This window comes from Providencia sp. PROV200 (assembly GCF_049901995.1).
GTDB classification, from domain to species: Bacteria; Pseudomonadota; Gammaproteobacteria; order Enterobacterales; family Enterobacteriaceae; genus Providencia; species Providencia rettgeri_E.
Genome location: NZ_CP096307.1, coordinates 944,034 through 958,669 on the forward strand (window position 1 = coordinate 944,034; position 14,636 = coordinate 958,669).

Genomic DNA, 14,636 nt, shown 5'->3' on the forward strand with positions numbered 1-14,636 from the left:
TTAAAGGATTATTTATGCTAAATGAACAATTACCTTCTCGCTCAAAGCGGATATTAAGTTACACCATTATTTTCTTAACTGCCGTCTACCCCTTACATCCCGCTTGGGGAGCTGCCATGACGGCAGCAGATAAAAACACCCAAATCAGCCAACAAAATAACGTCCCGATTATTAATATCGCCACGCCGAATGGAGCGGGAATATCCCACAATAAATTTCAACAATTTAATGTCGATAAACAAGGGGCGGTACTCAATAACGCCACCACTAATGTGAATTCCCAAATTGCAGGGCAAATCAAAGCCAATGCGAATTTAAAGGGAAATGCCGCTAATCTGATTATCAACGAAGTTACCGGCAGTAGCCGCTCAGAATTACAAGGTAAGTTGGAAGTAGCAGGCAAAGGGGCGAATGTCTTAATTGCTAACCCGAATGGGATTACCTGCAATGGCTGTAGCTTTGTGAATACCCCAGCGATTACCTTGACCACGGGAAAACCCATTCTGGATAACAAGGGGGCATTGTCTGCGGTTGAGGTGAAAAAAGGCAGTGTGGTTATTGGCGCCAATGGCCTGAATGCCGAAGCACAAACCTATGCCGATATTATCAGCCGCGCCACCGAACTAAATGGGCAAATCAAAGCCAAAAACTTGACCTTGATGCAAGGCACCAACCGTGTCGATTTTCAAAAAGGCATCGTAACACCGATTGCGGGTGAAGGGGCAAAACCCAGTATTTCCGTAGATACCAAAGCACTGGGTGGGATGTATGCCAACCAAGTGAAATTGGTGAGTACTGAATCAGGGGTGGGGATTAACCTCAGCAATGTGCAAGCCAACCAACATGACCTGACGTTAACCGTCGATGGGAAAATTACTCTTGCGGGTAATATCCAAGGGAAAAAAGACATTAATGTCAGCACCAAAAACCTGCAAATTAACGCCAATGCCAACGTGAATGCCGCCAAAGACATCACATTAGCGACCAACACCCTCGCCAATAACGGGAAAGTTACCGCAGGCAAGGATATGCGTGTCTTTGCTGATAACGTCAGTAACACAGGAAATAGCGCACTTATTCAGGCACAAGATAATTTGTGGATACAAAAAAATGCCAAGGGGGATTTGAGTACGCTGATTGAGAATAAGTCAGGGACGATAAAGACCAATGCGGGGGACTTGGTTGTTAGGACAAAAAAACTGACAAATACGGCGAATGCATCTCCAATAGAAATTTCCAATATCAATGCGACTACCAGTGATAAAAATGGCACTTATGTATCTTCTTTTTTTGGTACTAGGCAAGGAGTTGTATCAATTATTTCACTCTACCCTCGATTAGAAAATTTTCCCTATAAAAAATGGTTTGGGGAGATGGATTTGATCAGCAATGACAGCATTAATGTTGAACGAAAACAGTATTTGAATCTGGGAAATATTGGGACTATCGCATCAGGAAAGAATGCCTATATTAATGCAAATGATTTAGTTAGCGATTTTGGAAAAATTGCAGCAAAAAACAATGTGATATTGACAGGACAAAATGCATCAATATCCTCTTTTAACTCAGGCAAGTTAGATCTTTGGTATAAATATGATACATCTAATGTAGATTTAGGAAAATTTGCAGATGAAAGTGATGATGATGGAACTTATGATATTTTTTATGTTGGTGAGCCGGTAGACTTTAAATTAATCGATAAACTTTATTCTTGGGCTCCCGAAGCCTTAAATTATAAAACGATATCGGCAGGAAATAATGTTGTTCTTGATTTTAAAAACGACATTAATCTTGAAAGTAAACTTCCTAATACTGAAAAACCCATAGCAAAAATAGTACAAGTAGGTAATCCATCTTTTGCCATTACTGCAAAAAACATTATCTTAAATTCCAATAATATAAATATTTCTACCAACTTACAGTCTGAAAATGATCTGTCTATTATCGCTGGTCAAAACATTAATATTCATGATGCACAACTGGTTGCAAAACAATCACAAAGCCTAATTGCCAATAACGACCTTAACCTTAAACAGGTTAATTTAACGGCTAAAGACAGTACCTTGATTGCGAAAAATGGCAATCTTCAATATAGCTTAAATCCTGTCTCTGCGTTTAAAGATAATGTCTTATCTCCTCCGGTTATCAACGCCGCAAACTCGTTACATATCCAAGCGGGTAAAAATATCACTTTTGATAATGCGCAGTTAGCCAAAACGAATAAACTTACCCTCAGTGCCAATGACAATATTGTTATTCATCGCGATGAATCCAATTTCATGAAACTCGCGGTTTCAGAGCCTGTCACCAATATTAATGCGTTACTCACAAAAACAGGAAATTGGACAAGTTCAGGGGAAATAAACCTCACCGCAGGTAAAAATATTGAAGCGCATGGCATAGCCTTCAACAGTGGAAAATCACTGACGTTCAATGCAGGCCAAGATATTCGTCTAGGCTCAAAAGCCATTAAAGATGTCGATAACATATTTAGAACCAATCGCTACCCAGAATTACGTTCGCAACTCATCGCAAATGGTAATATTACGTTAAATGCAGCCCGTGATATTGACTTGCAGTCGGCTAACCTTCAGTCCAAAGACAAAATTATTGCACTTTCTGGCCGTGATCTTAAATTAACCGCTACCGCTTACTCTGCCATTCCCAACCCCAACGAAGATAACCAAGATGTACGTTATGTGACCTCGACACTTTCCGGTGACAAAGGCATCACACTGGCCTCCAATGGCGCACTCACTGCACAAGGTAGCACAATCAAATCCCTAGATGACATCACACTCTCAAGCGGTGGAAATGTACGCTTAGAGTCGGTCAAAACGAACTATCGTAAGCAGTCAGGGAAAAAATTTGAAGAGTTATATCGCCAAATTGGCACTGAAATTAACAGTGGTAAAACCCTGACCATTTTGTCAGAGGGGAGCATTCTTTTCCAAGCGTCTCGTCTCGTTGCCAAAGGTGCGATGGATATTGCGGCAAAAGGTGGGTACCTCTATGCCCAAGCCATGGAGGAAAGCAGTTACTTCGAAGAGTATAAAAAGAAATGCAATAGATGGACGCTTTGTATCACGAAAAAGGAAGTGAGAAAAACACGCAGTGATAAAACCAATAAAGTCACTGAATTTACTGCTGGTGGCGACATTAACTTATTGGCAAAAGATGATGTCACCTTAGAAGCCACCAAAATTAATACGGGCAAGAATGCCAAAATCACCAGTCAAACCGGTAAGGTCAATTTTAAAGCGGTCAAAAACTCGCAATTTGAACAGGTGATTACAAATTCTAACGGTTTTTATATCACCCAACGTAATAAAGGCTATACCTCAGATAAATGGGTTTTACCTGCATTGCATATTGGTGGAAAACTGACTGTTGATGCGAATAAAGGGATCACTGCGGATGTCAAAACCAAAGAAGGACAGTCATTCGAGCAGGCGCTAGCCATATTAAGTCGCACTCCGGGGTATGAGTGGCTCGGGGACGTTAAAAATAACAAAAACATCAATTGGGCTGTTGTAAAAGATGCTTATAGCCAGTGGGATATAAAAACTGAAAGCCTTAATCCAGTCGTAGGTGCTGTGATTGCCATTGCTGTAGCGGCTGCTACTTATGGAACCTCTACAGCCGCCAGTGTTGGTGGACTTGCGAGCTCGACTGCCACAAGCATGGGGGCTTCAGCGACGACAGCGTCAATGGCTTCTGCTGCGGCACAGGCGGGGTTTGCCTCACTTGTTTCTCAAGCGTCTGTCGCATTAGTTGAGAATAAAGGAAACCTGTCAAAAACCTTATCTAGCCTAGGGAAAAGTGATACTGCAAAATCAATAGTGACCAGTATGATTATTGCGGGTTCACTTGAAGGGTTTGATATTGCGTTATATGGCAAAGTCACTGATCCTGCCAAAGTGACCTTACCAAAACTCAGTGATGGAAATTGGACTCAAGTCGCGCAGCGTGTGGTAGGGCAAAGTGCTATCAGCTCAACCATCGGAACAGCGATCCAAGGAGGGAGCTTCACGGACAACTTTAAAACAGCCCTACTCAATAGTGTGGCAGGGCAAATTCAAGCCGAAGGGGCTAACCTGATAGGCGACAAATTCCAGTATTTATATGTAGATAAACAGGGAAATATTCTGGGGCATGCAGGAAAAGCTCTAAGTCATGCGGGGTTGGCGGCGCTAAGTGCAGAAATTAGTGGTGGTAATGTAAAAGGGGCCGTCGTTGGTGCATTAGCCGCTGAATTGGCAGCACTATCTCTTGATAACAAAAGCAAAAATAATTTAAATGCAGATACTCAAATAATCAAGGTGGTTGGGGCTTTATCTGGCGGTATTTATACAGGTGAAGCGAGTGGTGCATACAGTGGTGCTAATGCCGCAGAAAATGTATTTCTTTTTAATCACCATTACCATAATTTTTTTGGAAATACGGGCGATAACTTTTTCGCAAGTGGTTTTGAACTTGAAAAAGTATTAGCGAGTGATAGCAGCCTTACGGAGCAAGAAAAACGTAGTATTCGGAAAAATTATCTTAACGGTGCTGGGGGAGAAGACCCTGTAAAGTTAATATTAGAGCATCTTCCCGTTTCAGATACTATGATGGCATTAGCACAGGCCAAGGATACTAAAGATTACGCAATTGCACTATTAACATCGTTACCATTAGAACGAGCTGTAGCCGTTATGGGGCGATTGATCAAAACAACAGGCACGGCCCTTCAGCGGAAACCATTAAAAGGAGGGGCTGGAGGTAACTGGAATGTCATGAATGAAATCGTTGACCCAACTGTAGTGAAACAGGTGACGCCGACTAGTTGTGGCGCTGCATGTGGGGAAATGATATTAAAAGATCGTAATATTTTCACATCTCAGATTAAATTAGGTACAGAATTAACATCAATGAATTCACTTGCCAATAAACTAAATAAAGTTGACAGCGGTTGGGTTGCTAATAATGTTTCTTCCTCAAGTTTTGAGTCATTAAATCGTACCGGTTCTTGGAGTGCAATGATGTGGGACTCAGGTAATAAAGTTGGTCATTGGGTTGTTGTTAAAGGCGTAGACAATGGAGGTAATGTAATAATCAACGATCCATTTAAAGGAACACGGTACACAATGAAAGTTAACGAATTTAAGGATGCATGGAATGGACATAGTGTCTACAAACCATAATATATTTTTATTATCAATAGATTATGATAATACAACGAAAAATATTAGCTATGGTTTTAGTGTCAATAAAGAAACTAAATTTTTCATGGCAAGTATATTTGAGGCTAAAGGAATAAAAGGTATAAATTATACGGATGAACTCGATAAGTTAATAATGTCTATAATGCCATATAAACCAGAAATATCTAAATTTTTAAGTGAGATAACTTGGGATTATATCGAAGGCAGAAATATATCTCTACCAGCTAATTTAATTTAAAACATGGCTCTACGCTAGAATCATTATTCAAATTTTGTAACAGTCTCCTATTGATAACCTGAGTGAGCTTGATGAGGCTTCCAGTATTTGAATGGGTTTGTTGGATCAGCGAGGCCATTTGAGCAGAAATATACGGTTCATCCACTGTGAGGTGTTTTGACTTGAAGGAGGGTTTATCCGACGAAGCCTTATATGTATTAGCTCAGACCTTACAGTTACCGGTTATTTATAAGGTGTCTGTCAGGTCAAATCTAGTTCAGTTTTTTCTGCCGGGGGGAGGGCGGCCTAGACTGTAATTTAAATTGTGTACTTGCCTGCTTTTGATATGTTAATCCCAACAAAAAAGCACGAGCTATCAAATGACACTACGAGAATTTTTAGAGGGGCCTTGGAATGGAAATGCCGTTTTTAGTCAGTAGTGTATATCTTAATAATATACAATATATTAATGGAAAGGCTTTTTTAACTATATCGATAAACGGTGTTAGTCACGTTTTTATAGCGTATCCTGAAGGGGGGGAGATATCAGTCATGAGATCATCGGATGAACTATCAAAACTATTAATGCACCTATCACAATATGAAAGCTCGATATATAAAAAGATATTCACCTTGGTATGGGATTATGTTAAAGGCAAAGACGTAATACTTCCTGCAAAATTATTATAAGAAATCTGGTAATAACAATCAGTAAGCCCCAATGATAGGGGGTAGATAGCTCTAAGTTCAATAGAATTGAGCAAAAAAGATTGAAAACACAGGCGGCTATAATTTTAGCCGCCTGTGAATTCTTATAGATACATTTTAGGTAGTGCTTCTTTTTTGGTCTACTTACCCAACAAGTGCAAGAAGTGAATATGTTTTTCGTACTGATCAAGAATATCGTGAATGATTTGCTCTTTTGCCCAGCCCATAACATCGTAGTCTTGCCCACCTTCTTTTAAGTGAATTTCAGCGCGATAATAGCGTTGTTCTTCGCTCTTTTCATCATCACTTTCTGTCCCCATACCTGCTAAAGCAAAGGCTGGTTGAATGTAGTAACAGGGGAGAAATTCATAGAAAAAGTTTATATCTTTGCCTAAATCGACTTCAAAGCTAAATTACCAGTCCTTCCCACATGATTTAAATAACAGAGCAGTCGGTTTCTATATCTCAATTAGCAACAACGGCAATAATGCGAAGCTCAAGTTGTGTTTTAAATTCATCGCAAATGGCAATATCACGTTAAATGCCGCTCGTGATATTGACTTGCAGTCGGCCAACCTTAAATCCACAGACAAGGTCATAGCGCTTTCAGGTCGTGATACTAAACTATCCTCAATTGCCGCCGTGCTAGAGCTCGAATTATTTTGAATACCAATTTGTTTTCGTCATATTTCGCATTGTGGCATTGTTGCTGGCACTGGCGTGCGGATATACTTAATCGTTATGCAGCCATTTTGGTCGGCAGGCGTTGGTCTATCACATCTTGAATCACATTTAGCCGTTTCACATCTTCCAATGTAAAAAATTCCGCTCTATAAGCAGTCATGTGCCCCCCTTAATAGTTAGCTTACGTGACGGACACCTTAACTTAGCCCAGAGCGGACATTACAATTTTGCTATTACAGCGTTTGATCGCTTAAGCTCCTTTATGTTAACACTATGTATTAATTACTTTTTTTATGCATTTTTTTATCTAAGTAGTCAATCCGTGATTGAATATCGGTGTAACCTAGTTGATAAGCTCTCTTGTATAAGTTGATCGCCTTCTCATAACTTTGAGGAACACCTAGCCCCTCCTCATACATTAAGCCCAAATTAATTAACCCGCCAAGCCCTTCTTTATTTGAAGCATCTTGATAGAGCTTTACTGCTTTATTGATATCGATTTGAACACCAAAGCCATGCTGATAAAGCAACCCCATTGAATTCATTGCCGCGGGATCTCCGTTTGCAATGCCTATTTCATAGCATTTTATTGCCTCATCATAATTTTCTAAGTCACTGTACAAATCACCTAATCGAGTAATCGCAAAATCATTACCGAATTTAATCGATTCTTTATACCATTTTTCAGCCAACTTAGTGTTTTTCTCTCCACCTCGACCATCTCTATATAAATCACCTAAACTCATCATGGCGCTGCTTGATTTATGCTTTTTAATTGCTATTTCAAACATTTCTTTAGCTTTGATGTAGTTATTTTCGTATTTATATAATATACCTAAATTATAGTCCGCGGAGGATGACCCAAGTTCAGCGGCTTTTTGATAAAGTAAAATGGCCTCATCTTTTCTCCCTTGGTCTTCTGTTAGCATTGCCAAACGATTCATCCCGTTTGCATCATTCTTATCCGACAGTCTCTGATAAATTTCTTTTGCCTTTTCGAGGTTTTTTGCGACACCAGTGCCCGTTTCATAAAAACGCCCGACGATTAATAAAGCCTCATCATCCCCTTGTTTTGCTAAAGCCTCACACGCAAGAAAATTATTCTCTTCAGGAATACATTTAATCGCAGGTTCAGAATAAGACAATACGGGATTGCATAAGAGTAGGAATACAGTGACTATTGTAATTTTATTGTTTAACATAATCAAAATTCACCTAATTATGGACTTATTTACTAATGGCTAATTTAATATATCTAACGTTAGAAGGAAAACAACAAGGTTTGATATCACGCGGTTGTGGAACTTTAGATTCAATCGGAAACCGTTATCAAACAGGTAAAGAAGATGCGATATTTGTCACTGAGTTAAATTTTTCCATATCCAGAGCGCAAAATTTGTCGCACCAACCTATTGAATTTACCAAATTGATAGATAAATCATCACCATTATTGTTAATTGCGGTTTCAAATAATGAAACTCTCAATCTCGTCTTCGATTATTATCGTACGGCTCAAAATGGCGGAATTGAAAAATATTTCACAGTAAAATTAAACGAAGCCTCTATTGTTGACTACTCACATCAATGCCCAAACAATATTTTACGTAATGATATCGAACCGGAGGAGCGATTGACGATCCGATATCGTGATATTACAACAGCTCAAATCATGGCTGGCACATCGGGCTATAGTATATCCAATGATAGCGTATTCTAATTTTTATACTTATTAATTAAGTGTCGAATTTCAGCAACAAAAGCATCATCACTCGCGGCATTACTTGGGCTTGCAGCTAACGTGATTAATGGGCTTAATTCCTCTTCAACAAAATAATAGGCCATGGTGATTTGACTTTTGTCCATCGCGTTATAAACGGCGCGATTTTTATTCTTCAGTCGCCTTGCTGCTTCCGCCATTTTTTCAATGGTGCCATAGCTGTATATTAGAGTGGCTGCAATGACTGTTCGACTGATCACCGCGCGGGGACCACCGAAAGGTTTAAAAAAAGACGGGTGCTTTGTGATAATAGAAGCAACAATACGCGTGATGATGGCAGTGACAATAAAATTCCGAATCTGTGATTCCGTCATGACATCAATCGTCACACCTTCGGCAAAATTTCTAACCGATACATTCACTCGCTGTTCAACATCAAATCTGTCATTAAAATTAATTGGTTTATTTATATTAGAAACCGTGCTTGCCATTTGAATATAATCAGATAGCTTTCGTTTTCTCGTTGGCGGCATTTGGCTAACGATAGACCCAATGACAATATTGATAACCTCAGAAAGGTTTTCATAGGGGTCATAAACAAACCGCAGTAAATAGATAGCCTCAACATTTTCTTGCATGACACGAGGATTTCGAGATACCCGAGATTTTAGAATAAAATCCATCCCTCGTAGAGTCGGAGGGATTACACCAAGTTCTGCTGCTGTATCTATTGTTCGTTTAACACCTTTTACTGATGTTACGCCAAAATCCTCTGTTCCTTTTACCCAGGGATTACTGAGTGCCGTTTTAACCGAAGGTTCATCACCATCACACCGATAATAAATTGATTCATCTAACCCGCTAGGGGGTAAATATTCATTGGAGCGATTATGTGCGCTTTTAAGGTTTTTCAAAATTCGACGATAAATAGCCAATCTTTTTTCCATGGCTTCATTAGCATCCATGATTTCACCGTTTTTGCAGTAAAACCACTCTAAATCCCCACACTGCATACAATCCCCCACCTTATCCTTAAGTTAAACTTAAATCATAAATGAAAGAGAATTAAATGAATACATTTAACTTTGTATTTATTGATTACCATAAGACCCATTATGCTAAACGAGCAAGTTTAGAGAATAAAACAGCCCGTTAGACATCATAAAACCGCCTCAGCGCGTTTTTAGCAACACTGAGATTGAATGCGAAAACACACTGAAATCGTAGAAAAACATAAACCTGTTTTGTGGTGATTAACGATTTAACCAACCAAGTCAACGCGGATGGTAACCGAATCAATTAGAAAAAAGACACTTGGTCATGTCTGTCTATTTGAGGGATAAAACTTTCTTCTACTATGCCAGATTAGCTTGTGAAAAATATTTAAAAGTTCATCCTGAAGCGCTTAGCTAGCGTCAGTACTTTATTATCAAAAATGCAAATGTCATAAAATAGGATCCTATTGCATTAATTGACAATCGAATAAACACAGGCGGCTATAATTTTAGCCGCCTGTGAATTCTTATAGATACATTTTAGGTAGTGCTTCTTTTTTGGTCTACTTACCCAACAAGTGCAAGAAGTGAATATGTTTTTCGTACTGGTCAAGAATATCGTGGATGATTTGCTCTTTTGCCCAGCCCATCACATCGTAGTCTTGCCCACCTTCTTTTAAGTGAATTTCAGCGCGATAGTAGCGTTGTTCTTCGCTCTTTTCTTCATCTGTTTCAGTCCCCATACCCGATAACGCAAATGATGGTTGAATATAGTAACGGAGGCGAACTTCATAGAAAAAGTTCATATCGTCGCCTAAATCCACTTGAAAGCTAAATTACCAGTCCTTCCCACATGATTTAAATAACAGAGCAGTCGGTTACTGCGGATGTTAAATCGAAAAATGGTCAGAGCTTAGAAAATGCCTTAGAGGCTCTTGGTCAAACAGAAGGTACACAGTGGCTTGCAGGCTTAAAAGACCATGAAGATGTGCAGTGGAACTTAGTTAAAGACGCCTATGACAGTTGGGATTATAAAAGCCAGAGTTTAAACCCGGTTGCTGCTGCGCTGATTATGATAACTGTTGCAGCGATGACGTCAGGTACAGCAACAAAATTTGCGGCTTGGGCAGCATCCGGTAGCAGTGGTACGAGTGCTGCGGTGATATCAGGCGCGGCTTACTCTGGTATGACAGCTCTTTCAACACAAGCAGCGATCGCACTGGCTGAAAACCAAGGAAACCTATCCAAAGCGCTTAATTCACTAGGTAAAAGCGAAACAGTTAAATCTATTGTTGCTCAAATGGTGATCTCCGGGGCGCTTAATGGTTTAGATGTCAAAATGGGATGGACAAAAGGGAATCCGGGGAATGCTAAGTTACCTTTATTAAATAATGGGGATTGGAATAAGGTTGCTCAGCGTGTTGCCGCGCAATCTGTGATTAGTTCAACCGTGAATACCACGATCCAAGGTGGCAGCTTTACCGATAACTTTAAGAGTGCCTTACTTAGTAATATTGGCAATCAGGTGAATGCGGAAGGTGCAAAGTTAATCGGTGATAACGGAGAAATTTTAGGGCATACAGGCAAATTATTAAGTCATTCAGTTGTTGCAGGGGTGAGTGCTGAAATCGCAGGGGGAGATGCCAAAGGTGCAGTTGTTGGTGCGTTAGCAGCAGAATTAGCTGCAATTTCATTGAACAGTAAATTGTTTGAGCCCAAATATATCAATGAGCAAGAAAGACAACTCGCATTGCTACAAGATGCTATCAAGGGTAATGACGCCAAAACTCAATTCACTAAAGTATTAGGTGGATTTGCAGGGGCATCAATTACCCATAAGCCAGAAGGCGCTTTTTCTGCCGCTAATTCTGCCGAGTTGGTATATACGTATAATTATACAGAGCATCAGTTACAGCAAATCATTATAGAGAACAATCTGGATATGATGGCGGCGGCTAAAGGAGATAAAGCTGCTGCACGACGTGTTGCGGCGCGCCAAGAAGCGGCAATATTTGTTGGTTTTGTTGCAGCAGGTGGATACGTCGCAGTTATTGGCGGCGAAATTGTTTTAGCAGCATCTCCTGAAATATTAGCTGCAGCAAAATTAGGAATGCAGGGATGTAAAGCAGGGCTAGTGCTCTGTTTCAATAAACTAGCCATTAGTTCAGCTGAAGTTATTGCCCCAGAAGCCGCTGTTTCTAGCGGAGCAGCTTTAGGAGCTGGTTATAAATTACTAGCGAGCTCTGAGGAGGCAGCCAAAGCACTTGCAAATACCACAATGAACAGTTCAAAGCATATGCTAATGGCTGGAAAACAAGATGCGAGTAAACTAAAGTCCCTCCTAAATGTTGAGAAACTACGTGTTGAGGCTAATAAAAAAGTTATTGAGGAAATTAATAAATTTTCATCTAAAAACAAAGCTAGAGATACAGCAACCATGGTTGCTGCATATGATATAAAAAAAGGCACTATCATTGTCAAAGGTAGCGTAGGTAATAAAATTGAGGCCGATATGCTTCATAAAGATACAATAACTCTTCTCAAGAAAAAATTGGGAGGAGCTGATGTTGGGACTAAAACTATTTATTGTAATAATATTGTTGGGGGGTGTGGAGAGGTATTAGCTGCTGACCAGCTAATAAGGAAAGGAGTTAATCCAACAGATATAAGGATTTCGCAAGCATATAGACCTAGAGATGCCCATGGATTCGATATATCAGAAGTTCCCCCAGAAGCGCTTGTACCTACTTGTAAAAATTGTGTCAAAGTATTTTTAGAATAATAAGGGATATCTATGGAATTGCAGCTAGATAACAATTGGTCACCCGATTTTGCTTGTAACTATACTTGGGTCGCCGGAGATAAAAATGGATTGCTTTCCTTGATGTTAAGTAATGGTTATGGTTGGCTCCCAATAGTTTTACTTAACTCATCTATTAGCAAGAATGATATTAATCTTTTATGTGAATATATAGATGGGGAATCAACAGACTATGTCAATGAAATAAATTTGAATGGCAGTTATACAGTTGATTTATACTCAAGCTATTCTTATGTATCATATCGCGATAAGAATGAGTTAATAAAAAGTTTTAATTCTAGACTTGAAAATAATAAGAACTGTATTGCTTCACTAGCTACCAAAATGGGAATGTTTTGTTATGAGGCTTTAGAGTTACCTTCTGAAGGTGAAAACTATCCAATAGGTTATGATGGTGAAACAAAAATGGGAGATTATTATCGTTTTATTGTTCCGACAGTATTTTTAACAATAGATGATATTCCTATCCCTCTTAGAAATTATATTGTTGTCTCAGATACTATTGATTTCACTGTAGACCAGTTATTTGATAACGACAAAATTAGTGAGTATTTTCCTCGTATGTACCATGGTTAAGATTATGGGCTATACGAAAAAATAAAACATGGCGAAAGTTTGGAATGTATCATAAATAACCGCCATCTTTATATAAAGATGGCGGTTATTACTGTATAAACTTCAGTCTTTAATGTTCACTCGCACTTTTTTAGGGTTACTTACTCAATAAGTTCAAGAAATGAATATGTTTTTCATATTGGTCTAGGATATCGTGAATGATCTGCTCTTTTTCCCAGCCCATCACGTTATAATCTTGCCCACCTTCTTTTAAGTGAATCTCAGCGCGATAGTAGCGTTGCTCTTCGCTCTTTTCTTCATCACTTTCTGTCCCCATACCCGATAACGCAAATGGTAATATCACGTTAAATGCCGCTCGCGATATGGATTTGCAATCTGCTAATCTTCAATCCAAAGACAAAATCATTGCACTTTCCGGCCGTGATCTTAAACTATCCTCAATTGTCGCCTTGCTAGAGCTCGAATTATTTTGAATATCAATTTGTTTTCGTCATATTTCGTATTGTGACATTGTTGCTGGTGCTGGCGTGCGGATATACCTAATCGTTATGCAGCCATTTTGGTCGGCAGGCGTTGGTCTATCACATTTTGAATCACATTTAGCCGTTTCACATCTTCCAATGTAAAAAATTCCGCTCTATAAGCAGTCATGTGACCCCCTTAATAGTTAGCCTACGTGACGGACATCTTAACTTAGCCCAGAGTGGACATTACTAAATTGGAGCCACAGCGTTGGATAGCTTAAGCACCTTTATGTTAAATTCAGACATTAATTACTCTTTTTCTATGAAGTTTTTATTTAAGAAATCAATGCGCTTTTGGATATCTTCATAACCTAGTTGATAAGCTCTTTGATATAATTCGACAGCTTTTTCATAATTTTGGGGTACACCGAGTCCTTCCTCATACATTAATCCAAGATTTACCAATCCACTAAATTCATCTTTGCTAGCTGATTTTTGATAAAGTTCAACCGCTTTATTGATATCGCGTTTTACGCCAAAACCATATTTATATAATAATCCCATAGAGTTCATAGCCACAGGATCACCTTTTTTTATGGCAATTTCATAACATTTTATTGCTTCATCATATTTTTCTAAATTTCCATACAACATACCTAGCCGTGTAATCGCGTAATCATTACCTGATTGTATCGATTCCTTATACCACTTCTCAGCCAACTCCGTATTTTTTTCTCCTCCAAGACCATCACTATATAAATCTCCCAGACTCATCATGGCATAACTGGAATTATGTTCTTTAATGGCTATTTCATACATTTCTTTTGCTTTAACATAATCATGATTTAATTCATATAACATTCCTAAATTATTGTTTGCTGAGGATGAACCTAATTTTGCAGCTTTTAGATAAAGCTCAATAGCCTCTTCTTTTTTTCCTTGATCTTCTTTGAGCATAGCTAACAGATTAGTCCCTCTCGCACTGTTTTTATCCGCAAGTTGCTGATAAATTTCTTCTGCCTTTTCGAGATTTTTTTTCACACCAGTGCCCGTTTCATAAAAACGCCCCACCATAACTAAGGCATCGTCATCCCCTTTTTGAGCCAAGGTCTCACAGGCTGCAAAGTTCATTTCTTCGGGGATGCATTTAACCTCGGATTCAGCATGAGCCAATACAGGGTTGCATAAGACTAAGAATAAGGTGACGACTGCGAATTTATTGTTTAACATAACCAAAATTTACCTAC

Annotated in this window: 10 protein-coding genes and 3 pseudogenes; 7 read left to right on the forward strand and 6 right to left on the reverse strand. The window is 39.1% G+C overall.

The window, feature by feature from the left end:
• Nucleotides 1–14: 14 nt before the first annotated feature.
• Together M1E86_RS04080 and M1E86_RS04085 are read left to right on the forward strand one after the other, a co-directional pair.
• Complete coding sequence (locus M1E86_RS04080; RefSeq protein ID WP_213912904.1) at nucleotides 15–5,186, forward strand: DUF637 domain-containing protein; 5,172 nt, start codon at nucleotides 15–17, stop codon at nucleotides 5,184–5,186.
• Entirely contained in the window at nucleotides 5,170–5,445 is a 276-nt protein-coding gene (locus tag M1E86_RS04085; protein WP_407072567.1) for a hypothetical protein, read from the forward strand. Before M1E86_RS04080 ends, M1E86_RS04085 begins: the two co-directional genes overlap by 17 nt.
• 827 nt (nucleotides 5,446–6,272) lie before the next feature.
• Here M1E86_RS04085 and M1E86_RS04090 read toward each other — a convergent pair.
• Nucleotides 6,273–6,539: pseudogene (locus M1E86_RS04090) on the reverse strand (choline transporter); the annotation flags it as partial.
• Here M1E86_RS04090 and M1E86_RS04095 point away from each other — a divergent pair.
• The gene (locus tag M1E86_RS04095; RefSeq protein ID WP_110592367.1) at nucleotides 6,520–6,798 is read left to right on the forward strand and encodes a hypothetical protein; all 279 of its coding nucleotides are present in this window, start codon (nucleotides 6,520–6,522) and stop codon (nucleotides 6,796–6,798) included. The pseudogene M1E86_RS04090 and the gene M1E86_RS04095 sit on opposite strands and share 20 nt — an antisense overlap.
• 296 nt (nucleotides 6,799–7,094) lie before the next feature.
• Here the strand turns inward: M1E86_RS04095 and M1E86_RS04100 are convergent, their stop codons facing one another.
• Entirely contained in the window at nucleotides 7,095–8,018 is a 924-nt protein-coding gene (locus M1E86_RS04100; protein WP_110592366.1) for an SEL1-like repeat protein, read from the reverse strand.
• 35 nt (nucleotides 8,019–8,053) lie between these two features.
• Here M1E86_RS04100 and M1E86_RS04105 point away from each other — a divergent pair, with 35 nt between their 5' ends.
• Nucleotides 8,054–8,533, forward strand: coding sequence for a type VI secretion system tube protein TssD (locus tag M1E86_RS04105; RefSeq protein WP_213912903.1), 480 nt, complete (start codon nucleotides 8,054–8,056; stop codon nucleotides 8,531–8,533).
• Here the strand turns inward: M1E86_RS04105 and M1E86_RS04110 are convergent.
• Nucleotides 8,530–9,546, reverse strand: coding sequence for a hypothetical protein (locus M1E86_RS04110; RefSeq protein WP_213912902.1), 1,017 nt, complete (start codon nucleotides 9,544–9,546; stop codon nucleotides 8,530–8,532). The two genes, M1E86_RS04105 and M1E86_RS04110, sit on opposite strands and share 4 nt — an antisense overlap.
• A gap of 307 nt (nucleotides 9,547–9,853) precedes the next feature.
• On the opposite strand from M1E86_RS04110, the gene cdiI reads away from it, so the two are divergent.
• Nucleotides 9,854–9,946, forward strand: a complete 93-nt coding sequence (gene cdiI, locus M1E86_RS04115) for a ribonuclease toxin immunity protein CdiI (protein WP_423811129.1) — start codon at nucleotides 9,854–9,856, stop codon at nucleotides 9,944–9,946.
• Nucleotides 9,947–10,091: 145 nt separating this feature from the next.
• Here the strand turns inward: cdiI and M1E86_RS04120 are convergent.
• Nucleotides 10,092–10,358 (reverse strand): annotated as a pseudogene (locus M1E86_RS04120) (choline transporter); the annotation flags it as partial.
• 158 nt (nucleotides 10,359–10,516) lie between these two features.
• Between M1E86_RS04120 and M1E86_RS04125 the strand changes: the two are divergent.
• Both M1E86_RS04125 and M1E86_RS04130 read left to right on the forward strand, forming a co-directional pair.
• Nucleotides 10,517–12,310, forward strand: coding sequence for a DUF637 domain-containing protein (locus M1E86_RS04125; RefSeq protein ID WP_426099260.1), 1,794 nt, complete (start codon nucleotides 10,517–10,519; stop codon nucleotides 12,308–12,310).
• Nucleotides 12,311–12,322: 12 nt separating this feature from the next.
• The gene (locus tag M1E86_RS04130; protein WP_213912901.1) at nucleotides 12,323–12,925 is read left to right on the forward strand and encodes a hypothetical protein; all 603 of its coding nucleotides are present in this window, start codon (nucleotides 12,323–12,325) and stop codon (nucleotides 12,923–12,925) included.
• A 136-nt stretch (nucleotides 12,926–13,061) separates the two neighbouring features.
• On the opposite strand, the pseudogene M1E86_RS04135 reads toward M1E86_RS04130, so the two are convergent.
• Nucleotides 13,062–13,256, reverse strand: a pseudogene (locus M1E86_RS04135) (choline transporter); the annotation flags it as partial.
• A 442-nt stretch (nucleotides 13,257–13,698) separates the two neighbouring features.
• Nucleotides 13,699–14,619 carry an SEL1-like repeat protein gene (locus M1E86_RS04140; protein ID WP_213912899.1) on the reverse strand — a complete coding sequence of 307 codons (921 nt, stop codon included), beginning with the start codon at nucleotides 14,617–14,619 and terminating at the stop codon, nucleotides 13,699–13,701.
• Nucleotides 14,620–14,636: the final 17 nt, after the last annotated feature.